Source organism: Nonomuraea sp. NPDC050153 (assembly GCF_044460125.1).
In the GTDB taxonomy this organism is placed as follows: domain Bacteria; phylum Actinomycetota; class Actinomycetes; order Streptosporangiales; family Streptosporangiaceae; genus Nonomuraea.
In genome coordinates, this window is the sequence record NZ_JBITJQ010000050.1 from 40612 (window position 1) to 63540 (window position 22929).

The window sequence follows — 22929 nt, forward strand, 5'->3', positions numbered from 1 at the left end:
TCTTCCGCGCGCTCTTCGTGCCGAAGGCGTCGAAGGCGTCGTCGCCCTGGACCTCTGGTAGGTCCTCGTCACGCACCGGGCGGAAGCTCAACGTCTGCTCTCCCGGTGACTCCTGCCGCCCATCATCCATGGCCGTGTTCACGGCAAGCGCTCCGCTCGAACCATCTCGACCTCCTGGCCGACCCTCACGACGTCGCCGACGATGACGATCGCCGGCGGCCGGATCCCAGCCGCGGACACGCGGTCGGCCACGGTGGAAAGCGAAGCGGTGACCGCCCGCTGGGTCGGAAGGGTACCGTCCTGCACCACCATTGCGGGAGTCTCCGGGGGACGTCCGTCTCGGATGAGTGCCTCCGCCACCTTCGCCAGCCGCTCGACGGCCATCAGCAGCACCAGCGTGCCCTGGGAACGAGCCAGGGCGGGCCAGTCGACGGTGGACTTGGGGTCGTCGGGCGCGACGTGCACGGAGATCACGTGGAAGTCCTGGCTGACCCCCCGATGGGTCACCGGCACCCCGGCCGCCGCGGGCACCGCCACGGCGCTCGTGATGCCGGGCACCACCAGCACGGGAATGCCGGACCGGGCGCAGGCGATCATCTCCTCGCCGCCGCGCCCGAACACGAACGGGTCGCCGCCCTTCAGCCGGACCACGAACTTGCCCTGTCTGGCTCGGTCCACGAGCAGCTCGTTGATGGTCTCCTGGGACAACGCCCGGCCGTAGGGGACCTTGGCGGCGTCGATCAGCTCCACGTCGGGGGCCAGCTCGTCGAGCAGGGCCCGGGGCGCGAGCCGGTCGGCGACCACCACGTCGGCCTGCGCGAGGAGTTGCCGCCCGCGCACCGTGATCAGGCCGGGATCGCCGGGGCCACCGCCCACGAGGGCCACGCCGACCGGTTTGGTGCGGTTGCGCCGGGCGTCGACCGTGCCGTCGCGCAGCGCCTCCACGACCGCGTCCCTGATGCCGGCGGCCCTGCGCGGGTCACCACCCGCGGTGACGGCCACGTTGATCTCGTCGACCCGCCCGGTGGCGGGCGTCCAGGCGGCCGAGGCGTCCTTGTCGTCGGCCCGCACGCACCACACGCGTTTGGCGTCCGCCTCGGCGGCGATCGCCGTGTTGACGGACCTGTCGTCGGTGCAGGCCTGTACGAGCCAGGCACCGTCGCAGTCGCCGACCTCGTAGGGCCGGGCGTGCCAGGTGACCCTGCCGGCGGCGATCAGGTCGTCGAGCGCCGGCGTCACACTCGGCGACACGACCGTGACCTCCGCACCGGCCTCTAGCAGCGCGGGAACCCGCCGCTGTGCGACGCGCCCGCCGCCCACGACGAGGACCCGGCGGCCGGAAAGCCGCAGGCCGAGGAGGTAGGGGCCCATGGGGGGAATCTCCCGTTCGCGAAGGTTCTGTGTTAGGACGTAAACCTACCGGCTCCGGAACCGTCATTTGCTGCGCCCGGGTTAACGACCGTCGAGAAGGGGCTGCCGCGGATCCCAGCGAGGCCCGCCCTGAGCATCCTTCCGGCGTCTGGCCATCGCTGACAGTGCCTCAAGGATAACCCGGTTTCCCAGGTAGGCGGTGATGTCCGCATGATCGTACGGCGGCGCCACCTCGACCACCTCCATTCCGGCCACGGGCAGTTCGTAACAGATGCGACGAACGGAATCGAGCAGTTGCCTGGCGGTCAGGCCCCCGGGCTCGGGCGTGCCGGTGCCGGGGGCGTGGCCGGGGTCGCAGACGTCGATGTCCACCGACAGGAAGATCTGGTCGCACTCGTCGAGCGCGATCGTGAACGACTCCGTCAGGCACTCCTCCAGCCCGCGGGCCACGATCTCCGTCATTTCGTACGAACGCATGTTTTGGGAGGCCATCCAGCCCAGCGTCTCCGGCTCGGGCCAGTAGCCGCGCAGCCCGATCTGCAGGAACCTGTCGCCCCTGATGGCCCCGGACTCGATGAGCCGCCGCATCGGCTGGCCGTGGCCGTAGAGGTGGCCGAACGCGATGTTCCCGGTGTCGGCGTGCGCGTCGAAGTGGATCATCGAGGTGCGGCCGGCCGCGTACGCCCTGGCGGTGCCCCTGGCGTCGGGCAGCGCCACTGTGTGGTCACCCCCGAGCACCAGCGGGATCGCCCCCGAGGCGGCCACGCGGTGCACCGCCTCCTCGATCGCGGCCAGCGAGCCCTCGACGTCGCCCGAGTAGCACTCGACGTCACCGGCGTCCAATACCCGCAGGTCGCGCAGGGCGTCCACGCGCAGCGCCAGGCTGGGCCTGGAGCCGTCGTGCGGCAGGTAGCAGGCCTGGCGCAGGGCCATCGGGCCGAACCTGGCGCCGGGGCGGTTGCTGGTGCCTCCGTCGAAGGGGGCGCCGACGATGACCACGTCGGCACCCTCGTAGGAGGCCGGATCGTTGACGTCGCAACGGTCTACGCCCAGGAATGTGATGTCAGGACCGTACATGGGACCGTAGCGGGACACTGCTCACCTCCAGTGTCCTCCATCATCACATGGTCTTTTCGGTCACTCCCGCCGAATCGAAGGTCGCGACGTCATGCATCACCCGTACGGCCGCGCAGACCACCGGATACGCCAGCAGCCCGCCCGTGCCCTCGCCCAGGCGCAGCTCCAGGTCCACCAGCGGGCGCAGCCCGAGGTGGACGAGCGCGGCGGCGTGGCCGGGCTCGGCCGAGCGGTGGCCCGCGACGCAGTGGTCGATCGCGGCCGGGTCCAGCGCGGCGGCCACGAGGGCGGCGGCACCGGCGATCACGCCGTCGAGGATCACCGGCACGCGGGCGGCGGCGGCGCCCAGGATGAAACCCGCGATGGCCGCGTGCTCGAACCCGCCGACCGCGGCCAGGGCACGCAGCGCGTCGCTGGGCGTGGCCAGGGCCCCGGACAGGCCGTTCGTGCGCAGGGCCGAGCGCACGATGCCCACCTTGCGCTCGTACGTCTCGTCGTCGATCCCGGTGCCCCTGCCGGTCACCTCGGCCGGGTCGCGGCCGGCGAAGACGGCGATCAGGGCGGCGGAGGCGGTGGTGTTCGCGATGCCCATGTCACCGGTGATCAGGCAGCGGGCCCCCGACGCCACGAGGTCGCGGGCCACGCCGATGCCCGCCTCCAGCGCCCTGACCGCCTGGTCGACGCTCATCGCGGGGCCCTCGGACAGGTCCGCGGTGCCGTGCGCGATCTTGCGGTCGATCAGGTTGGGCGCCTCGGGCAGGTCGGCGGCGACGCCCACGTCCACGACCGTCACGGACACTCCGGCCTGGGCGGCGAAGGCGTTGGCGACCGCGCCGCCGGCCAGGAAGTTGGCCACCATCTGCACCGTGACCTCCTGCGGCCACGGGGTGACGCCACGCGCGTGCACGCCGTGGTCGGCGGCGAAGATGGCCAGCGCCGCCGGCTCGGGCATGGGCGGCGGGCTGACGCCCGCGGTGCCCGCCAGGCGTACCGCGATCTCCTCGAGCACGCCGAGCGAACCGCGGGGCTTGGTGAGGCGGTCCTGGTACGCGCGGGCCTCGGCGATGGCTCGGGCATCCGCGGGACGGATCGCTGCGAGCGTCTCAGCGAGCACGGCAAACCTCCACTTACGGGACGAGTTGGAGCGCTTCCTCGTATCGGTCGATCACGATGTCGGCCAGGGTCTCACAGTCGCCGATCACCTCGGCGCAGCGGATGTCGAGATCGGGGTGGCCCGCGCCGTACGCCAGCGCCTGCGCCCACACGCGCTCCAGCATGCCGCCCGCGAACAGCAGGTACGGCACCACGATCACGCGCTTGGCCCCCAGGCGGCGGCAGCGTTCGAGCCCGCCGGGCACCCCGGGCGGGGTGACCGACACGAAAGCGGTCTCGACGGTCATGAAGTCGTAGGCGTGCGTCTCCCAGAACAGCCGGGAGACCCGATGGACCTCGGCGTTGGCGGCCGCGTCCGTCGAGCCCTCGCCCACCAGCACGACCGCCGTCTCGCCCGGCTCGACGTCCTCGAGGTGGTCGTCGACGGGCAGGGAGTCGACCGCACGGAGCCGGGGCCTGGCGCCCACGAGCTCCAGGGCGCGCGGCTTGGAGATCTCAGTGGCGGCCTCGTTCAGTCGCTCGGCCAGCAGGCCCAGCACGCGGGGGTCGGGGCCGAGGGGGCGGCCGTAGTCGTACATGAGCGTCGGATGGCGCTTCTGCTCCAGCTCCATCGCGGCCGGGAACTCCTCGCTCATCCTGCTGAGGCTCAGCGGCAGCGCCACGATCCGGTGATGGCCCTTGGCCACCAGGGAGGCGACGGAGTCGCTCAGCCGCGGGGAGGCACGTTCGAGGTAGCCGCCGGACACGTCGGCACCCGTCTGGTCAAGGCGGCAACGCAGCCGATGGACGAACCGGCCGAACTCCGCGGCGTAGGCGTCATCTTGTGAGCCCTGCCCGATCAGCAGGAGCGGCGGCTTCATTGTGAGGGAATCTCCGGTGCGTTAGACAAAGACACGCGAGGATATCCGATGCGCCCCGGTAGGGAACAGGTCACTCTGTGTGCGCGGGCCTCGCATGCACGACGAACACGGGGTCGGAAGCGCTCAGACGGTGTGAGCCGTCGGGGTCGAGCGCCAGCTTCGAGGCCAGGATCTGGGTGCCCTCGCCGCGGTAGCCGTGCTCGCGCAGCCGGTCGAGCACCGCCGAGACCTGCTCGACCTTCCTGAGCGCGCACACCAGCGTCCGCGGGCCGCGGGCGGCGCAGGCGACCACCACGTCGAGGCCGCCGCCGCCCACGTAGACGGCGTCGGGGTCGGGCAGCGGCTCCAGCGCCGGCGGCGCCTGGCCCCTGGTCAGAGCCACCTTGACGCCGTGCTTGAGCACGTTGGCGCGCAGCCGGGCGCAGGACTCCTCCTCGCGCTCCACGGCCACGACGGCGGCGCCCATCCGCGCGCACTCGACGGCGATCTCGCCCGCTCCCGCGCCCACGTCCCACACCAGGTCGCCGAGCCGCGGGCCCAGCTTGGCCAGGATGAACGCCCGCACCTCCGGCGGCAGCGCGCTCTCGAACGGCAGCGCCCACTCGTCCGGGCCGGGCTGCGCGCCCGCCAGCCAGCCCGGCTCCTTGGGCCGGTGCAGCGGGTCGATGACGAGGACGACGTCGGGGTCCTTCCAGGGCCTGGTCGTGGCCTCGCCCATGCGACTGTGCGTGACCCGCTCGTCCGGGCCGCCGAGGTCCTCGCAGACGATCAGCGCGCGGGGCGTGGTCGGCGCCAGCTCCCTGGCGATCTCCGCGGGGCCGACGCCGGGCGCGACGAGCAGCGCCACCTTGGGATGGGCCCGGCAGGCGTTGACGACCCGGTCGAGCCGGCTCGGGCCGGACGGGGCCACGACCAGCGCGTCCTCCCAGTTGAGCCCGGCGCACGCGAAGGCGCGGGTGATCAGCGAGATCGCCGGCACCACGTCCGGTTTGATGCCGTGCGCCCGCAACGTGCGGACGACGCCGAAGAATCCGGGATCGCCCTCTGCGACCACGACCGCGGGGCCTTCTCCGTGTTCGAGGTGATCGTCCAGGACGTCGAGCAGCGCGCCGTCGGCAGCGGTCGGCGCGGAGAGCCTGAGCTGCCCGAGAACGGCGTCGGGGCCCACGACGAGCTTCGCCTCGTGGAGCTTGTCCAGCGCCTTGGCCGAGAACTCGCGCCCGTCCCACCCGACCACCGTGATCATCACGCCTCACCGTCCTCACCTCAAGGGTGACGGCTGCGGCGGGGTTTCACAAAGGGGTACCGGGGTCAGTCCGGTGTGCCCTCAGGCCAGGTCGGACGGGATGAGGCTGTAAACGATCACGTCCTGGCCGCCCAGCGAGGCCCTGGCGACGCCCTCGCGGACGAAGCCCGCCTTCTCCGCCACCCGCTGGGAGGCCGTGTTCGTGGCAAGGGCGCGCAATTGCAGCCGCCGGAAGCTCTGCCGCTCGAACAGCCAGCGCGCGATCGCCACCACGGCCTCGCCCGCGTACCCGTTGCCGCGGGCCCACGGCGCGGTCATGTAGCCGATCTCGGCCGTCCTGTGGGCCCAGTCGACGTCCCGCAGGTCCACGTTCACGGCGAAGCGGCCCGTGTCCAGCTCAACGACCGTCCAGGTGATGCCCCCGCCCCGCATCCGGATCCGTTCGGCCGATCCGACGGAGGCCCGCGCGTGGTCCTGCGAGTAGTCGCGCGGATAGCCCGTGTTGGCCTGGGTGATCGGGTCGGCGACGGTGGCCGCCAGGTCGGGCACGTCCTCGGCGGACGGCTGCCGCAGCAGCAGCCGCTGGGTACGCAGCTCCGTCCGGGGCAGGGCCTCGCCCTGGCGGCGGCCGTCGTAGGCCAGCAGGCCGAACATGACCAGGTCGTGCGGCCCGTCTTCCTCCAGCACGGCGTCGCGCAGCAGCCCCTCCCAGGTGAAGCCGGCTTTCAGCGCCACGCGGAGCGAGGCGAGGTTGTCCAGCTTGGCGGTCAGATCGACCCTGCGCAGCCCGATGGTCTCGAACGCCCATCTCACCAGCCCGCGCACGGCCTCGGTGGCGAAGCCGCGGCCCCGGTAGAGGGGGTGGACGCCGTACCCGACCTCGGTCGTCCCCGCGCTCCATGAGGTCTTGAACAGGCTGATCGCGCCCACGATGACGCCCTCGGCGTCGACCATGGCCAGGTGCACGCCCTGCCCGGAGCGGCGCAGCTCGTGCACCCCGATCGACAGCCACCGGGGGATGCCGGAGGCCTTCTCGGGAGCGCCGGGCGGCAGGAACCGGACGCCGGACCGCACGATCGTGCGGATCCTGGCGGAGTCCTTGAGGCTGAACGGCCGCAGGGTCAGCCGTTCTGTGGCGATGCTCACGTCAGCGTCGAACACGCTCGGCAGGGTACACACTCGCGAGGTTTGCTCAGGAAAGCGGGGGTAGGGGCGCAATTGAGAGGTGTAGCGGAGGTGGTGAACGGTGCGGCTCGACTTCATCCGCCCGCTGTACGAGCGGCACGGCCCGTACGCGTCCGTCTATCTGGGCGCCTACACCGGGCAGGAACGTGAGGCCCACTGGCGCGGCGTACGCGACCAGCTCGAGAAGGACGAGGCAGACAAGGCCACCCTGGAGGCCCTGGACGAGGAGGCCGAGCGCCCGGCGGCCGGGCGGGCGATGTTCGCCGCGCACGGCGACGTGGTGCTGGCCGAGTGGCTCCGGCGGTCACCGGGGGAACTGGGCAGGTGGTCGCCGTTGCCCCATGTCACGCCCCTGCTCATGGGGCGCGGCGAGAACGTCCCGCACATCCGGGTCATCGTGAACCACGCGGGGGCCGAGCTGGCGGTGTTCGGCGGCGGGTCACCGCGCACGGCCGTGGTGGAGGCCGAGGACTGGCCGCTGCAGAAGACCGCGCAGGGCGGCTGGTCGCAGAAGCGGTACGAGCGGGCCGTGGACGAGACCTGGGAGAAGAACGCCGTGGCCGTCGCGCACGAGATCGACGAGCAGGTACGCCGCATCGGCCCCGAGCTCGTCCTGGTCGCCGGCGAGCCGAAGTCCCGCTCGTACCTGCTGCATCACCTCAACACCAAGTCCGCGGACCGGGTGATGATGGTCGAGCACGGCAGCCGCGCCGACCACGGGCAGTTCGACGAGGACGTGGAGCGGGCGCTCGACCAGTGGCTCGACCGCAAGCGCGCCGAGCTGCTGGAGCGCCACCAGGAGACGTCCGGGCCCACAGGAGTGGCCCGCGTGGCGCACGCGCTGCGCGAGGGCCGGGTGCAGGCGATCCTCATGCCCGGCGAGCTGCCGCGGGAGATCTGGATCGGCGACGGCGGCACCCAGCTGGCCACCGATCCGGAGGAGCTGCGGCGCTGGGGCGTCGCCGAGCCCGTCCGGGAGCGGGCTGACTCAGCCCTGGTCAGGGCCGCCGCGATGACGGACGCGGAGCTGTGGTTCTCCGGCGACGTCGCCGACGTGGCGGCCGTGCTCAGGTACTGATGATCACTTCGAGGGTCCGGGGGCCGTGCACGCCCTCGACCCGGTTCAGCTCGATGTCGCTGGTGGCCGAGGGGCCGCTGATCCAGGTGAGCGGGCGCGCCGGGTCGAGCCTGGCGACGGCCTGGGGCACCCCGGCCACGATCTGGTCGGCCCGCACCACGCACAGGTGGTAGTCGGGGACCAGCGTCTGGGCTCGCGTGCCCTGGCCGGGGCCGTGGTCGAGGACGATCGTGCCGGTCTCCGCGATGGCCACGGCGCAGTACGTGATCACGCCGTCGGCCGTGTCGAGGTCGCTCCAGCCGCCCTCCCGGTCGAAGCCGTCGGGGACGATCATGCGGCGGCCCGCCACGGTCTCGTCGATCTTGGCGGGCACCTCGGCGGCGGGGAGCACGTGCACGATGGCCCGGTAGTCGTCCACCCGCTCGGCGAACAGCCGCACGATGTCCGCCGCGTCGTCCGCGACCTCATAGGTCGTCCGGTAGTGCCGGGGGATCTCGACGTCCGCCGCCCCCGCCACGGCCTTGCCGATCCTGGCGAGGATCTCCTCACGCGCGCTCATTCCGCTCCCACCAGTCTCTGAAGGATTCTTCCGGGATTTCCGGCAAGTCCCTGGTGTCCGTCCAGGCCGAGAGCGGCCCCGGCAGGCGCCTGGGTACGAGCCCGCGCAGCCGGGTGGCCGCCCGCTGGGCCGTGGCCAGGCGTTTGTGGTCGTTGAAGATCCAGCCCGCGACCTTCATCCCGGCCCGCTCGGCCGCCGCGTGGGGGGCCTTGGCACGCAGGTCGACCAGGACCTCGGGGATGTCGATGGCGACCGGGCACACCTCGTAGCAGGCCCCGCACAGGCTGGAGGCGTACGGCAGGGAGGCGTCCAGATCCGACGACATGCCGCGCAATTGCGGCGTGAGGATCGCGCCGATCGGGCCCGGATAGACCGAGCCGTACGCGTGGCCGCCCGCGCGCTCGTACACCGGGCACACGTTCAGGCAGGCCGAGCAGCGGATGCAGCGCAGCGCCTGGCGGCCCACCTCGTCGGCGAGCACGTCCGTGCGGCCGTTGTCCAGCAGCACCAGGTGGAACTCCTGGCCCTCGACGGCGCCCGTCCACATGCTCGTGTAGGGATTCATCCGCTCGCCTGTGGAGCTTCTGGGCAGGAGCTGGAGGAACACCTCCAGATCCCGCCAGGAGGGCAGGAGCTTCTCGATCCCGACGACGCTGATGAGCGTCTCCGGGAGCGTCAGGCACATGCGGCCGTTGCCCTCCGACTCCAGCACCACGAGCGTGCCGGTCTCGGCGATCATGAAGTTGGCGCCGGAGATCGCGACCTTGCTCTTGAGGAAGCGTTCGCGCAGGTGGAGCCGGGCCGCCTCGGCCAGGGCGGGCGGGTCGTCGGTCAGGTTCGGCGGGACCTTGGGCATCTTCTCCAGGAAGATCTCGCGGATCTCCGACCGGTTGCGGTGGATGGCCGGGACCAGGATGTGGCTGGGGAAGTCGTCGCCGAGCTGGACGATCAGCTCGGCCAGGTCCGTCTCGTACGCGGTGATGCCCTGCGCGGCCAGCGCCTGGTTGAGCTCGATCTCCTGGGTGGCCATCGACTTGACCTTGACCACCTCGGTCTCGCCGGTGGCCTTGACCAGGCTCGTGACGATGGCGTTGGCCTCGGCGGCGTCCCTGGCCCAGTGGACGGTGCCGCCCGCGCGGGTCACGGCCGCTTCGAGCTGGATCAGGTAGCGGTCGAGATGGCGGAGGGTGTGATCCTTGATCGCCTTGCCGGCCGCGCGGAGCTCCTGCCAGTCGGGGAGCTCGCCGACGACATTCGCGCGCTTGCCGCGGATCGTGTGGGTGGCTTTGCGAAGGTTGAAGCGGAGCTGCGAGTTTTGCACCGCTTTTGCAGCATTTTTCGGGAAATTGCCGGGCATTCCGATGAAGGTCGCGCTCATTGGGCCTCCTCCGTCGACGCCAGGATCTCCGCCAGGTGCATCGTCCTGACGCCGGTCTTCTGGCGGGTCAGCGTGCCGCCGATGTGCATCAGGCACGAGTTGTCCGCCGCGCAGATCACCTCGGCGCCCGTGTCCAGGATGTTGCGGGTCTTGTCGGCGCCCATCGCCGCGGAGACGGCCGGGTTCTTGACCGCGAACGTGCCGCCGAAGCCGCAGCACTCCTCGGCGCCCGGCAGCGGGACCAGCTCCAGGCCGCGCACGTTCCGCAGCAGCCTGGTGGGCCGGTCGCCCAGGTGGAGGCCACGGAGCGAGTGGCACGTCGGGTGATATGTCACCCGGTGCGGGAAATATGCGCCTACGTCGTCGACCTTCAGCACGTCCAGCAGGAATTCGGACAGCTCGTACACCTTCGGCACGACCTCCGCGATGGCCGTCGCTCCCCTGCTGCCCGGCCTGGCCAGCTTCGGGTACTGCTCGCGCACCATGGCCGCGCACGACCCCGACGGCGCCACGACCGCGTCGTACCCGGCGAACACCTCGGTGAAGTGGCGGGCCAGCCGCACGCCCTCCTCGCGGTAGCCGGTGTTGACGTGCATCTGGCCGCAGCACGTCTGGGCGGCGGGGAAGTCCACGTCGCACCCGAGCCTGCGCAGGAGCGACACGACGGCCTTGCCGGTGCCGGGGAAGAGCGTGTCGTTCACGCACGTGATGAACAGGGCGACTCGCACGGCTCTCCTTCCACTCTATGGTCTGACCACAGTATGGTCAGACCATACCGAACCACATCCTTTCCGGCCACCATGAGGGGGTCCGTTGGACGACAGCGGCTGGCGTCCCGTCAAGCGAACGCGGACGTTCGAGGACGTTCTCGCACAGATCGAGCGGCGCATCGCCGAGGACGGCCTCACGGTGGGCGACCGGCTGCCGGCCGAGCGCCACCTGGCCGAGCAACTCGGCGTCAGCCGCTCGTCGGTACGCGAGGCCATACGCGTGCTGGAGACCCTCGGCGTGGTGTCCTCCCAGGTGGGCCGAGGTCCGGACGCGGGGGCCGTGCTCACCTCACGCCCCGACACGGCGCTGACGGACCTGCTCAGGCTGCACCTCGGCCTGGCCAGCCTGGAGATGCGCGAGGTCATCGACACCCGGCACATGATCGAGCAGTGGGCCGCCGCCCACGCCGCCGCCGCACGGGCCGACACCTCCGCACTCGCCGCCGCCCTTGCCGGGATGGACCGGGCGAGCACGGCCGAGGAGTTCGTGGAGCACGACACGGCCTTCCACTGCGCAATCGCGGACGCGTCGGGCAACCGGCTCATCGCCGCCATCATGCGGTCGCTACGCGACTCGATGCGGAGATACTCGGTCGAAGCGGTGCAGCGCCTGGGTGACACGTCGATCCTGCGCGCCGACCACGTACGCATCCTCGACGCCATCGCCCGTGGCGAGGCCGACGAGGCCACCCGGGCGGTCTCCGATCACCTGGCGCACGCCTACCCGTCGCTGTTCGAGCCCTGACGGAGGTCGGCCTGCCGGCAGGTGGCGCCCGAGCAGGCCACCATCGCGTCCAGCCGCTCGCGCAACCCCCTCACGAGCGCGGGATCGGCGCGCCCGGCCAGGTTGTGCAGCTCGTACGGGTCCTCGCGCAGATCGTAGAGCTGGCTCTCCCCTGTCGCGTACCGGACGTACTTGTACCGCTCCGTACGCAACGCGCGATAGGGCGGCACCGGCGTCTGCGCGCCCGACGACTCGTCCGTCGGCCTGGCGAACTCGATCAGCACGTTCCGCCGCCACACCGGCGGCTTCCCCTTCAGCAGGGGCAGCAGCGACCGCCCCTCCGCGAACGGCGGCGCCACGGCCCCGCCCAGCTCCGCGAACGTCGTCGCCAGGTCGACCGACGAGGTCAGCCGGGTGACCGTGGCCTCCGCCTTGATGCCGGGGCCGCGCACGACGAGCGGAACCTTGATGGCCTCCTCGAACGGGGTGGTCTTGCCCTGCCTGAGCCGGTGCGTGCCGAGATGGAAGCCGTTGTCCGAGGTGAAGAAGATGTAGGTGTTGTCCAGCTGGCCGGTCCGCCGGAGTTCGTCAACCACGGCCCCGACGAGGTCGTCCACGCCGAGCATGGACCGCATCCTGGCGCGGTAGCGCTCGTCGACCTGGTCGATGATCGGCTCCTCCAGGCTGGGCCGCGAACGCAGCCACTCCGGCTCCTCGCTCACGTCCAACTGGTTGAACGACGGCGTGCGCGGCGCGAGCGCGCCGGCGAACGCGTTCGCGTGCCGGACGGCCGGGTTGGCCGGGTTGTGCGGGCCGATCGGCGCCAGGTACAGGAAGAACGGATCCCCCTTCGAGCCGGAGATGAACTGGCGGGCCTTGCTGGCCAGCACGTCCGACAGGTAGTCGCCGTCGGAGAAGCCGTAGTCGCGCACGGAGCCGTTCTCGTTGAGCCGGTAGTCGTACTCCTCGTAGAGGCGCCGGACGGGCACGTCCCACTCGTCCCAGCCCGGCGGCACGAACTTCTCGTCGGCCGTCGCGCCCGGATAGTGGTTGAGGTATTTGCCCATCAGCGCCGTGCGGTAGCCGGCCTGCTTCATCCACGTCCCGATCGTGGAACGCTCCAGATCGGTGGTATGAAAGCGGTCGAACCCGCCCTCCGGCGGCGTGTTGGTCCACACGCCGTGGCTGTGGACGTACTGGGAGCGCAGGATCGACGACCTCGACGGGCAGCACCAGGAGTTCGTCACGAAGTGCCGGTCGAACGAGGTGCCCCGCTGCACGAGTTCCCGGGTGATGTTGGGAAAGTACGGCAATGTCCCGTATTCGAGGTCGTCGGCCATCACGAGCACGATGTTCGGCCGGGACTCGCCCTCGGCCATCGCTGGGCCTGCCGCCAGCAGTAGTAGCAGCAAGCACACGAGTCGACACAGACCGTTGACCACAGGGTCTGACTACCCCGGAATGTCCACCATTGACACTCTCGACCGCCACAGCCGTAATAGAACTTAATTCCGGAGGTGTCATATGAAGCTGGGCTTGAACCTGGGTTACTGGCAGCGCCACGCCGACGACGCGACCGAATCCGTGCTCGCCGCCGAGCGGCTCGGCTACGACTCGGTGTGGACCGCCGAGGCGTACGGCAGCGACGTCTTCACGCCGCTGGCCTGGTACGGAGCACGTACGAGCCGCATCAAGCTGGGCACCTCGATCGCCCAGATCTCCGCCAGACCGCCCGTCACGACGGCGATGACCGCCATGACCCTCGACCACCTCACCGGCGGCCGGCTGCTGCTCGGCGTGGGCGCCTCGGGCCCGCAGGTCGTGGAGGGCTGGTACGGCCAGCCGTTCGCCAAGCCGCTGGCCAGGACGCGCGAGTACGTCGAGATCATGCGCAAGGTGTGGCGCCGGGAGGAGCCGGTCACCGGCGACGGCCCGCACTACCCGCTCCCCTTGGCGGACGGCCTGGGCAAACCCCTCAAGCTCATCACGCATCCGCTCCGCGCGGACATCCCCGTCTATCTGGGGGCGGAGGGGCCCAAGAACGTCGCCCTGGCCGCCGAGCTGGCCCAGGGGTGGCTGCCGCTGTTCGCGTTCCCCTCCAAGATCGAGGAGATGTACGGCGAGTCGCTCGCGGGCGCTCCCCCGGGCTTCGACGTGGCCGCGATGGTGATGGTCGTGATCTCGGACGACGTGCGGGCGGCGCTGGACGGCGTGAAGATGATGCTCACGCTGTACATCGGCGGCATGGGCGCCCGGCAGCGCAACTTCCACGCCGACATCATCGGCCGGATGGGGTTCGCCGAGGCCGCCGAGCACATCCAGGCGCTCTACCTGGCGGGCCGCAAGGACGAGGCGTTCCAGGCGATCCCGGACGAACTGGCCGACGGCATCTCGCTCGTCGGGCCGCCCGGGCGGATCAAGGAACGCCTGGAGCTCTGGCACAAGAGCCCGGTCACGAGCCTCCTGGTCATGGGCCCGCGCGACGAGCCCTCGCTGAAGCTCATCCGCGACCTGGTGCTCGGCTGAGCCCCGCCCGAGCTAGCCCGTACGGCCGATCGGGGTGGAGCCGGGCGCCGGATGGGGCGGCTGGGGCGAGAACGCGTGCACCGTGCCGGGCTCGACGGCACGGGGCGCGCGGGCGCCCCGCTGGAGGCGCGTCAGCTCGCGTACCGTCCCCGCGCACAGCAGGGCCGCCAGCGCCGAGCAGATCAGCTCGGGCAGCCCCACGCCCGTCAGGTCGCCGACGGACGAGTCGAGCGGGAGCCGGATCGTGATCAGCGCGAGCATGGCCAGCCAGCTCAACCACCACCCGGCCAGCAGCGCCAGCCATCTCACCCTGCGGCCCGCGGGCGGCCTGGTGCCGCGCCACACCTCGTCCACCAGCGCGACGGGCGCCACCAGGTTGTAGCCGGGGACCAGCCAGGCGGCCGCCACGGGGCCGGAGACGGCCGAGCGGTCGTTGGCCTGCCTGGCACGTACCAACCACGTCACGTAAGCGGCGGCCGCGGCGATCGAGGTGCCCGCCACCAGCATCATCAGCACCGCGAACGCCGTCACCGCGCCCACCACGGCCTCCGCGTCGGCTCCCTGCGGGCGACCGCCGAACGCGGCGAGCTGGACGGCGAGGTGGCGCCCGCGGGAGTGTTCGAAGATCACAAGGGCGCCGAGGGAGAGAACCTGGGTGGCAAGCGTCACATATACGGCAGAGGCGGCTCTCGTCGGTGGTGTCTGTTCATAGCGCACGTTGTTCTCCCCCCGGGCCATGCGCTGAGGTTCTGATTCACTTGTATCCCGGGAGCCCCGCTGTTAATCAGCTCACCACGCCGGATTCCCACGCCCAAGCTGCGATTTCGACTCGATTTCTGACACCGAGCCTGGCCTGGATGCTGCCGAGGTGCGTCTTGACCGTCGAGAGCGACACGAACAGCTCCGCGGCCACCTCCTGGTTCGTCCGGCCCCTCGCGACGAGGCGCACGACGTCCAGCTCGCGATCGGTCAGCGGATCTCTCATGGCGGGCGCGGCCCGCCTGGGCTGGGCCAGGTGCTGCAGCAGCCGTACCGTCACCGACGGTGACACCAGCGCGTCGCCCGCCGCGGCCGCCCGGACCGCCTCGATCAGCAGGGTGGGCCCACTGTCCTTGAGCAGGAAACCGGTCGCGCCGGAGCGGAGGGCTCCGTAGACGTACTCGTCCAGGTCGAACGTGGTGACGATGACCACCCGCAGCGGGTTCTCCACCCCCGGTCCGGCCAGCGCCCGGGTCACCTCGATCCCGTCGAGCTTCGGCATCCGGATGTCGAGCAGGCACACATCCGGCCTGAGCCGCCTGGCCTCCGACACCGCCTCCGCGCCGTCGGCCACGGCGGCGACGACTTCCATGTCCGGTTGAGCATCCAAAATCATCTGGAAGCCGGTTCGTACCAATTGCTGGTCGTCGGCGATGAGAACCCGAATAGTCACGGCCCCAACTCTAAGGATCGGCCGTTCGGCCGAGGCGGAAATGGTCGCACGGCCGATCCGCCGCACCCCCGCCCGCCGGGATTCTTGACGCCATGAACGACGTGCTTGTTGGACATGCCCTGACCAAGAGGTTCGGGCAGACGGTCGCCCTGGGCGGCGTGGACATCGCGGTACGGGCGGGCGAAGCCGTGGCGATCATGGGGCCGAGCGGTTCCGGCAAGTCGACGCTGCTGCACTGCCTGGCCGGGATCATGCGGCCGGACTCCGGGGAGGTGCACCTGCTCGGCCGACGCATCGACGCGATGGGCGAGCGGGGGCGCAGCGCGCTGCGCCGCACCCGGTTCGGCTTCGTCTTCCAGTTCGGCCAGCTCCTGCCCGAGCTGCCCGCCGAGGAGAACGTGGCCCTCCCGCTCATGCTGGGCGGGGTGCCGAGGGCCCAGGCGGTACGCCAGGCTCGCGAGTGGTTCGCGCCCCTCGGCCTGCACTCCATGGAGGCCCGGCGGCCCGGCGAGCTGTCCGGCGGGCAGGCCCAGCGGGTGGCCATCGCCAGGGCGCTGGTCACCAAGCCGGCCGTGGTGTTCGCCGACGAGCCCACGGGGGCGCTCGACCAGCAGACCGGGCACGACACGATGCGGCTGCTCGTCGAGGCGACCAGGCACAACGACGCCTCCCTGATCGTCGTCACCCACGACCCGAACGTGGCCGGCTGGTGCGACCGGACGGTCGAGGTCCGCGACGGCCAACTCCTGTCGACCGCCTCCCGGACGGGCGGGGCACGCGCGTGAACCTCGACCCGACGCTGCCCCCTGGCGCCCCGGACGGCCGCATGGACTTCGACCCGACGCTGCCCCCGATGCCCCGGCGGAGGGCCGCATGAACCTGGACCTGACCTGGCGGCTGCTCAAGGGTGGTGGCCGCAAGGGGATGCTGGGCACCTGGCTCACGCTGGGCGCCGTCGCCGTGTCCACGGCGCTGCTGCTGTTCGCCGTGGCCGCGAACTTCGCCTTCGAGGCCAGGGGCGAGCGCGGCGCCTGGCGCAACCCGGTCCCCGCCAAGGGGGACGCGGTCGCCGTCGAGGCGGCCCGCTTCGACTTCGTCGGCGACCGGGCGATCACCGTCGTCGACCTGGCCGCGCTCAAGGCCGGGGCGCCGGCGCCGCCCGGGATGCCGCGCTTCCCCGCGCCGGGCGAGGTGTGGCTGTCCCCCGGGCTGGCCGAGCTGGCGAAGCGGCTTCCGGCCGACCAGCTCGCCAAGCGCTACCCCGGCCCCAAGGGCGTGCTGGGCGACGAGGCGCTGGTCCACCCGGGCGAGCTGGTCGCGGTCGTCGGCCACGAGCCGGACGCGCCCGCGATGACGGCAGCGCGCAGCCGCGACTGGATCGTCGGCAAGGGCCCGACCCGGGTGGCCGACCTCGCGGGCACGCCCTCGGAGGACTCCGAGGCCTACAGCGCGCTCACGCTCGTCGCGAGCGTGCTCATGGTGGTGCCGCTGCTGGTGTTCGGCGGCGCTGCGGCCAGGCTCACGGTCGCCCGGCGCGACCAGCGGCTGGCCGCCCTGAGGCTGGTGGGCGCGACGCCGGGCCAGGTGATCCGCATGACCGTGACCGAGGCGGTGATCGTCGCGCTGGCGGGCGCGCTGCTCGGCGCCGCCAGCTACGCGGCCGCCGCGCCGCTGCTGGCCCGCATCCCGATCGGCGGCGGCGGGTGGTTCGTCTCCGACCTGTTCCCCTCCCCTCTCGTCCTGGCCGCGATTCTGGTCGCGGTGCCGCTGCTGGTGGGCCTGTCCGCCGTCGTGGGGCTGCGGCGGGTCGTGGTGAGCCCGCTCGGGGTGGCCAGGCGCGAGACGCCGCCCGGCATGAAGGTCGTACGGGTTCTCGCCCTGCTGGCCGTGCTGGCCGTGTTCCCGCTGCTGACCAGGGGGACCAGCATCGGGATCGTGGCGGTGGCGATCGGGCTGGCGTTCCTGTGCATCAACCTGGCCGGCCCGTGGGTGGTCGGGATCATCGGCCGCGTCACGGCCAGGAGCGCCCGGGCGCCCGCCCGGCTGCTGGCGGGCCGCAGGCTGGTCGACGATCCGCGTTCGGCCTGGCGCACGGTGAGCGGCGTCGCCCTGACCGGCTTCGTGGCGGGCTTCCTCGGCCTGCTCAGCCCGGGCGCGTTCGCCGACGACCCGGCGGCTCCGCAGCTGCGGGTCTCCGCGCCCGCCGCCCAGGCGACGGCCGTCGCCGGACAGGCCCGCGACCGGCTGCGGGCGGCCGGGGTCACCGCGACGGTGCAGGTCACGGGACGCGCCTCCGACCGGGTCGTGGTCGCCGCCCTGGGCAGCTCCGCCGGCCCGGCCACGATCGACCGCGCCCGCACCGCGCTCGCCGGGCTAGTCCCCGGGCACACCCCCACGACGGAGGACGACGACCAGCGGTTCGGCCTGCAGCTCCTGGCCGACGTCCGGGTGGGCACGATCGTGGTGCTGTCGGTGTCGTTCCTGGTGGCCATCGCCAGCTCGGGCATCACGGCCGCGTCGTCGGTGCTGGACCGGCGGCAGACGTACGGGCTGCTGCGGCTGGCGGGGACGCCGCTGGAGGTCCTGGACCGGGCGCGGCGCGCGGAGACGCTCATCCCGCTGACGGTGATGGGCGGTGGGGCGATCCTGGTGGGGGTGTTCTGCGCGGTGCCGTTCATGATCGGCGCGGTGAACGCCGTGGGCATGATCACGCTGGTGGGCTGCGTCGTCGCCGGGTTCGGCGGCGTGATCGCCGCAGGCGCCCTGAGCCGCCCCCTGCTCCGCTCGGTGACCGCCGACCCGGCCCCCCGCCCGGACTGACCCACCCGGGGGCCGCGGGAGGCGGTCAGGCCGCTGTGGGGCCGGAGCTGCCGGGGCTGGCGTGCCAGAGCTGCCGGGGCGGGGTGGTGACGGCGGGGCCGAGGTCGGAGTAGGGCGAGAGGCGGAAGCCGTTGGCGTACTCGATCCTGCGGCCCCCGACCCCCGCGACCGCCTCCGACTGCTGGGCGAGGAGGGCGCGGACCGCCTCGATGCCCTCCGCGCGCCAGAGCCTGTCGAGGTCCACGAGGTTCCAGCAGTCCACCGCGCGCATCGACACCGCCCGCGTCCCCGTGCGCCTGACCACCCCCCTGGCCAGCATGAGCCACGAGCCGAACACCGTGGCCGCGCACCGCCCCTGCACCGACTCGAAGAACGTCAGGTCGATCGGCCCCGTCGAGTCGTCGAGCGTGGTGAAGATGACCCGCTGCCCCGAGCGCACCGCCGGCGTCTGGGTCGCCACCTTGACCCCCGCGACCAGCACCTCGGCCCCGTTGCGCTGCTTCAGGAGGTCCCTGGAACGTACCACTCCGAGCGTGTCGAGCAGCTCGTCGTGGAAGCTGATGACGTGGCGGCTGATGTCGATGCCCAGGATCTCCAGCTCGGCCTCGACCATCTCCGTCTCCGTCATCTCCGGCAGCTCCCCCGGCGGCAGGTGCTCGGTGAAGCCCAGCGGGAGCTGCACCGACGGCGGCTCCTCCGTGCGGGCGGGTCGCGAGGCGTAACGCTTGGAGGCGCGCGGGCCCGACCGCACGCCGATCGACGAGGCCCGTTCGAGGGCCCCCACCTGGGCGATCAGGTCGCGCCGGGTCAGCACGCCCGGACGCCAGCGGCGCCCGCCCGGGTGCAGGTCGTGGAGCGCGTCCAGCCCGCCGACCTGGACGATCCGCTCGATGGTCGGCCGCGAGGGCCGGGCGCGGTCCCAGAAGTCGGCCAGCGACGTGTACGGCTGCCCGGCGACCATGCGTTCGACCTCGGCCTCGCTCACCCCCTTGATCGCCGAGAACGGCACCCGCAACGCGTACCCCTTGCCGATCTCCCCGACCTTGAACTCCCTGCGCACCGGGGAAGAGGCGCCCTTCAGCGAGGAGGGACGTACGCGCAGCCCCAGCCGCTCCACCTGCCAGTCCTTGCCCGACCTGTTGATGTCGAGCGGCAGGATCTTGACCCCGCACTGCCGGGCCTCGTCGATGATGACGCGCGGCGGGTACATGCCCGGCTCGTGCGTGAGCACCCCGGCGAAGAACGCCGCCGCGTGGTGCCGCTTGAGCCAGGCCGACTGGTACGTGGGCAGCGCGAACGCCGCCGCGTGCGCCTTGCAGAACCCGAAGGCCCCGAACGCGTCCAGCACCTGCCAGGCGCGCTCGACGGCCGTGTCGTCGAACCCGTTGGCCCTGGCCATGGGCACGAACGTCTTGCGCACCCGCTCCCGCCCCTCGCTCGTGGCCAGCGTGCGCCGCAGCATCTCGGCGAACGACAGGTCCCGCCCCGTCATCACCTCGATGATCCTGAGCACCTGCTCGTGGAACACCACGACGCCGTGCGTCTCCTTCAGCGGCTCCCGCAGCCTCTCGTGCGGGTAGTACGGCTGCCGCCACCCGTGCCTGGCCTCCAGGTAGGGGGTGACCATGTCGGAGTTGACCGGCCCCGGCCTGAACAGCGAGATGTCCACGATCAGGTCGTGGAGGGTGCGCGGCTCCAGCTTGGCGACCAGCTCGCGCTGCCCCGGCGACTCGATCTGGAAGCAGCCGAGCGTGCGGCTGGCGCAGATCATGTCGTAGGTGTCCTGGTCGTCGTGCGGCACGTACTGCACGGCCGGGTCGTCGCCGCGCTGGGTGTCCAGCTCGACCACGACGTCGTCCACCCGCTTGATCTCGCTCAGCGCGTACGCCATCGCGGACTGCATCCGCACGCCCAGCACGTCGAGCTTGAGCAGCCCGGCCTCCTCCACGTCGTCCTTGTCGAACTGCGACATCGGGAAGTCCAGCAGGCTGCGCTCCACCGGCGTCCTGTCGCGCAGGCCCGCGTTGCCGATCAGCACGCCGCACGGGTGCAGCGCGATGTGCCTGGGCAGCCCGTCGAGCTTCTCCGCCAGCCGGAACACCCGGTCGAGCCCCGCCTCGCCGAGCCGGCTGTCGCGCAGCTCGGGCAGGTCGTTGAGGGAGGCGGTGATCTGCCTGGCCCTGATGTGCGGGAACGCCTTGGCGATGGCGTCGATCTCGTGCGGCGGCAGGCCCATCGCCCCGGCGACGTCGCGGATGGCGCTGCGCGCCCGGTAGGTCTCCATCATGGACACGCAGGCCACGCGGGCCTCGCCGTACCGCTCGAAGATGGCCTTGTAGCAGTCGAGGCGGCGGGCCGACTCCACGTCCACGTCGATGTCGGGCAGCCCGACGCGGCCCTCCGACAGGAAGCGCTCCATGAGCAGGGCGTGGTCGAGGGGGTTCACCTCGCCGATGCCGATGAGGTAGTTGACCAGGCTGCCCGCGCCCGAGCCGCGGATGGCGCAGCGGATGCCCATGCCGCGGATCATGTCCGTGATGCCGGCCACGGCGATGAAATATCCGGACAGGCGCTTGCGCTCGATGATGGCCATCTCGTCCCGGAGGCGCCGTCTGGCGTCGTCCGAGCGGCCGAGGCCGCGCGAGAGCAGCCCGTCCTCCACCCGGTGGCGCAGCAATGGCACCGGGTCGCGGCCGATCTCGGGCAGGTGCAGGTTGGGCGGGTCGCTCCGCAGCGCGAGCAGCTCGTCCGGATCCATCGAGCACGCCTCGGCCAGCCGCCTGGTCGTGAACAGCAGCCGCGACGCTCGCTCCTGGTCCGCCCCGCAGACCTTGTGCGCCACCTGCCGCATCTCCTTGGTGCCCTTGAGGTAGGCGTGGGAGGTGGTGCGGTCGAGGTGGCGCGGGTGCAGCGGGACGAGCTGGCGGGCCGCGTCGAGTACGTCGCCGACCTGGTGGTCGGCCGGGTCGAGGTAGCGCACCGCGTTGGTCAGCACGGCCGGGACGCCCATGGACTCGGCCAGCCCGAGCATGCGCACGGCCGTGTTGGCGTCGCGGTAGCCGTACTGGTCGACCAGCTCGATCACCACGCCGGGCACCGCGGCGCGCCAGAGGCCCAGCAGCGTCCTGGCGTGCTCGTCGCGCCGTCCGGCCACCGCGCGGCCCACGTCGGACCTGGGGCCGAGCAGCACCACGAGCCCGTCCTCTGCGCCGAACCCGTGCTCGCCGCCGCGCTCATCACTGGGCCCGCCGGCCCACTCGCCGATCAGCTCGCGGGTCACCTTGGGCGCGCCGCGCTCGCCCGCGTAGTGCGCGGCCGTGACCAGGCGGGACAGGCGCGACCAGCCCTTGGCGCGGGCCAGCACCGTGACGCGGTCCTCGGCGTCCGGCCCGGTCCTGGGGGCGGGCGCGCGGCTGCGCCCGGGCAGGTCCAGCCCGGGCACCCCGAACCCCGGCAGCGGGGGAAGGGCGTCGAGCGCCAGGTTGACGCCGAAGACCGGGGAGATCCGGGCCTCCGCGCACGCCTGAGCGTGCTTGACCGCGCCGTAGAGCCCGTCGCGGTCGGTCAGCGCGAGGATGTCCATCCCGTGCTCGACCGCCCGGTTCACCAGCGCCCGCGGGAAGGCCGTGCCGAAGCGCATGGAGTACGCGGAGCACACGCTGAGGTGCGGGAACGGCGGCGCCATCAGTCCCACGCCCTCAGCAGCAGCCAGCTGTTGCCGGCGGTGTCGTAACGCAGCTCGTACGAGCCCACCTCGCGCCCCGGGCTGGCCTCCACCCGCCAGAACTTGCGCTCCCCGGGGTCGCCCTCGCTGGTCTTCCACCATTCGCGCGCGACCACCCAGTGGTCGAGGACCCGGCGGACAAGATAGAGCCGGTCTCGCCAGACGAACTGGGTCGGCTCCCCGTCCCTGGTCCACACCTCTATCGGATCGCCATAGAGTCTGCTCAAGACGCTTCTCCCCGCGGCTCTGGTCGTTTTGCTGAGCCACCCGGGGGAAGGCGGGCGCTTATATGTCGAACATATGTTCTCAGCGCCCCGAGCGCAAGTCGCCGGCCTGTCTCACGAGAGGGTTGGCGCCGATCGAGTTGCGGATGCTGAAGGTCACGCTGCCCGCCCGGTAGCGGTCGTCCGAGGACTCCACCGGGCGGCCCTCGTGCGTGGTCGTGATCCTGCGCTGACGCAGGAGCGGGCTCCCGCGGCGCACCCCCAGCAGGCGGGCGTCCTCGGCGCCGGCGGACACCGCGTCGATGAGGTGCTCGCCGTAGGCGAACACGAGGCCGATCGAGTCGTACAGGGCCTCGGTGACGGACTCGCAGCCGGCGGGGAGCCCTTCGACGGCGGCGGCCACCCACTCGGCGTACACGGTGCGTTCGAGCAGGACGGGCTCGCCCTCCAGCGAGCGCAGCCGCAGCACCTCCAGGACCGCGCCGGAGCCGAGCCTGGCGGACTCGGCGGCGCTCGCGGCCCTGCGGCGCTGGGTGATCACCTGGCCGCCGAAGCGGTAGCCGTTCACGCGCGCCCACTGCGCGAAGCTGTGCAGCTCGGCGAAGCTCTGGCTGCGCACCCTGCCGAGCACGATGCGCCTGGCCCCCTGCCGGGAGCCGACCAGGCCCTCCACGGCGAGCACGGCCACCGCCTGGCGTACGGTGCCGCGGGCCGCGGCGTAGCGTTCGGCCAGCTCAGCCTCGCTGGGGAGCTGCGAACCGACCGGGAGCGCGCCGGAGACGATCTCGTTCCGAAGATCATCAGCGATCAGTTCATAGCGCGCAACCATCAGCGACCCTTCC

At 71.9% G+C, this 22929-nt stretch carries 20 protein-coding genes; 5 read left to right on the forward strand and 15 right to left on the reverse strand.

Features of this window, described 5'->3' with window-relative positions; all coding sequences use genetic code 11:
- Positions 1 to 138 precede the first annotated feature (138 nt).
- From cobA to ACIBQ1_RS57370, 6 genes are all read right to left on the reverse strand, one after another.
- Positions 139 to 1371, reverse strand: a complete 1233-nt coding sequence (gene cobA / locus ACIBQ1_RS57345) for a uroporphyrinogen-III C-methyltransferase (RefSeq protein WP_397291664.1) — start codon at positions 1369 to 1371, stop codon at positions 139 to 141.
- A gap of 81 nt (positions 1372 to 1452) precedes the next feature.
- Positions 1453 to 2466 (reverse strand): agmatinase, encoded by a 1014-nt coding sequence (speB, locus tag ACIBQ1_RS57350; protein WP_397291665.1) that lies wholly within the window; start codon positions 2464 to 2466, stop codon positions 1453 to 1455.
- A gap of 25 nt (positions 2467 to 2491) precedes the next feature.
- Positions 2492 to 3562 (reverse strand): nicotinate-nucleotide--dimethylbenzimidazole phosphoribosyltransferase, encoded by a 1071-nt coding sequence (gene cobT, locus ACIBQ1_RS57355; protein WP_397291668.1) that lies wholly within the window; start codon positions 3560 to 3562, stop codon positions 2492 to 2494.
- Between the two features lie 13 nt (positions 3563 to 3575).
- Positions 3576 to 4421 (reverse strand): sirohydrochlorin chelatase, encoded by an 846-nt coding sequence (locus tag ACIBQ1_RS57360; RefSeq protein WP_397291670.1) that lies wholly within the window; start codon positions 4419 to 4421, stop codon positions 3576 to 3578.
- Positions 4422 to 4491: 70 nt separating this feature from the next.
- Positions 4492 to 5667, reverse strand: a complete 1176-nt coding sequence (gene cbiE, locus ACIBQ1_RS57365; RefSeq protein ID WP_397291671.1) for a precorrin-6y C5,15-methyltransferase (decarboxylating) subunit CbiE — start codon at positions 5665 to 5667, stop codon at positions 4492 to 4494.
- Positions 5668 to 5748: 81 nt separating this feature from the next.
- The gene (locus ACIBQ1_RS57370) at positions 5749 to 6828 is read right to left on the reverse strand and encodes a GNAT family N-acetyltransferase (protein ID WP_397291673.1); all 1080 of its coding nucleotides are present in this window, start codon (positions 6826 to 6828) and stop codon (positions 5749 to 5751) included.
- A gap of 85 nt (positions 6829 to 6913) precedes the next feature.
- Between ACIBQ1_RS57370 and ACIBQ1_RS57375 the strand changes: the two genes are divergently transcribed.
- Positions 6914 to 7930 carry a Vms1/Ankzf1 family peptidyl-tRNA hydrolase gene (locus ACIBQ1_RS57375; RefSeq protein ID WP_397291675.1) on the forward strand — a complete coding sequence of 339 codons (1017 nt, stop codon included), beginning with the start codon at positions 6914 to 6916 and terminating at the stop codon, positions 7928 to 7930.
- Here the strand turns inward: ACIBQ1_RS57375 and ACIBQ1_RS57380 are convergent.
- From ACIBQ1_RS57380 to ACIBQ1_RS57390, 3 genes are read right to left on the reverse strand one after another with little or no spacing between them, the layout of a single operon-like run.
- Entirely contained in the window at positions 7920 to 8489 is a 570-nt protein-coding gene (locus tag ACIBQ1_RS57380) for a lactate utilization protein C (RefSeq protein ID WP_397291677.1), read from the reverse strand. The two genes, ACIBQ1_RS57375 and ACIBQ1_RS57380, sit on opposite strands and share 11 nt — an antisense overlap.
- Positions 8476 to 9867: a lactate utilization protein B gene (locus ACIBQ1_RS57385; protein ID WP_397291679.1), complete on the reverse strand. Its 1392-nt coding sequence runs from the start codon at positions 9865 to 9867 to the stop codon at positions 8476 to 8478. Before ACIBQ1_RS57385 ends, ACIBQ1_RS57380 begins: the two co-directional genes overlap by 14 nt.
- On the reverse strand, positions 9864 to 10595 hold the full coding sequence (locus ACIBQ1_RS57390) for a (Fe-S)-binding protein (protein WP_397291681.1): 732 nt from the start codon (positions 10593 to 10595) through the stop codon (positions 9864 to 9866). The genes ACIBQ1_RS57385 and ACIBQ1_RS57390 overlap by 4 nt, the downstream gene beginning before the upstream one ends.
- A gap of 85 nt (positions 10596 to 10680) precedes the next feature.
- Between ACIBQ1_RS57390 and ACIBQ1_RS57395 the strand changes: the two genes are divergently transcribed.
- Positions 10681 to 11382, forward strand: a complete 702-nt coding sequence (locus ACIBQ1_RS57395; protein ID WP_397291682.1) for a FadR/GntR family transcriptional regulator — start codon at positions 10681 to 10683, stop codon at positions 11380 to 11382.
- On the opposite strand, the gene ACIBQ1_RS57400 is transcribed toward ACIBQ1_RS57395, so the two are convergent.
- Complete coding sequence (locus ACIBQ1_RS57400; protein ID WP_397291684.1) at positions 11358 to 12779, reverse strand: sulfatase; 1422 nt, start codon at positions 12777 to 12779, stop codon at positions 11358 to 11360. The two genes, ACIBQ1_RS57395 and ACIBQ1_RS57400, sit on opposite strands and share 25 nt — an antisense overlap.
- 106 nt (positions 12780 to 12885) lie before the next feature.
- On the opposite strand from ACIBQ1_RS57400, the gene ACIBQ1_RS57405 reads away from it, so the two are divergent.
- Positions 12886 to 13887: an LLM class F420-dependent oxidoreductase gene (locus ACIBQ1_RS57405; protein WP_397291685.1), complete on the forward strand. Its 1002-nt coding sequence runs from the start codon at positions 12886 to 12888 to the stop codon at positions 13885 to 13887.
- Positions 13888 to 13899: 12 nt separating this feature from the next.
- On the opposite strand, the gene ACIBQ1_RS57410 is transcribed toward ACIBQ1_RS57405, so the two are convergent.
- Positions 13900 to 14556, reverse strand: coding sequence for a DUF4328 domain-containing protein (locus ACIBQ1_RS57410; protein WP_397291687.1), 657 nt, complete (start codon positions 14554 to 14556; stop codon positions 13900 to 13902).
- A 115-nt stretch (positions 14557 to 14671) separates the two neighbouring features.
- Positions 14672 to 15319 carry a response regulator gene (locus ACIBQ1_RS57415; protein ID WP_397291689.1) on the reverse strand — a complete coding sequence of 216 codons (648 nt, stop codon included), beginning with the start codon at positions 15317 to 15319 and terminating at the stop codon, positions 14672 to 14674.
- 92 nt (positions 15320 to 15411) lie between these two features.
- On the opposite strand from ACIBQ1_RS57415, the gene ACIBQ1_RS57420 reads away from it, so the two are divergent.
- Both ACIBQ1_RS57420 and ACIBQ1_RS57425 read left to right on the forward strand, forming a co-directional pair.
- Positions 15412 to 16104 (forward strand): ABC transporter ATP-binding protein, encoded by a 693-nt coding sequence (locus tag ACIBQ1_RS57420; RefSeq protein ID WP_397291691.1) that lies wholly within the window; start codon positions 15412 to 15414, stop codon positions 16102 to 16104.
- An 88-nt stretch (positions 16105 to 16192) separates the two neighbouring features.
- Positions 16193 to 18139 carry an FtsX-like permease family protein gene (locus ACIBQ1_RS57425; RefSeq protein WP_397291692.1) on the forward strand — a complete coding sequence of 649 codons (1947 nt, stop codon included), beginning with the start codon at positions 16193 to 16195 and terminating at the stop codon, positions 18137 to 18139.
- A 25-nt stretch (positions 18140 to 18164) separates the two neighbouring features.
- Here ACIBQ1_RS57425 and ACIBQ1_RS57430 read toward each other — a convergent pair whose 3' ends face one another.
- The 3 genes from ACIBQ1_RS57430 to ACIBQ1_RS57440 form a co-directional block, all read right to left on the reverse strand.
- Positions 18165 to 21824: a DNA polymerase III subunit alpha gene (locus ACIBQ1_RS57430; protein ID WP_397291719.1), complete on the reverse strand. Its 3660-nt coding sequence runs from the start codon at positions 21822 to 21824 to the stop codon at positions 18165 to 18167.
- Positions 21824 to 22090: a DUF6504 family protein gene (locus tag ACIBQ1_RS57435; RefSeq protein WP_397291693.1), complete on the reverse strand. Its 267-nt coding sequence runs from the start codon at positions 22088 to 22090 to the stop codon at positions 21824 to 21826. The genes ACIBQ1_RS57430 and ACIBQ1_RS57435 overlap by 1 nt, the downstream gene beginning before the upstream one ends.
- Positions 22091 to 22169: 79 nt before the next feature.
- The gene (locus ACIBQ1_RS57440; protein WP_397291695.1) at positions 22170 to 22916 is read right to left on the reverse strand and encodes a GntR family transcriptional regulator; all 747 of its coding nucleotides are present in this window, start codon (positions 22914 to 22916) and stop codon (positions 22170 to 22172) included.
- Positions 22917 to 22929 lie beyond the last annotated feature (13 nt).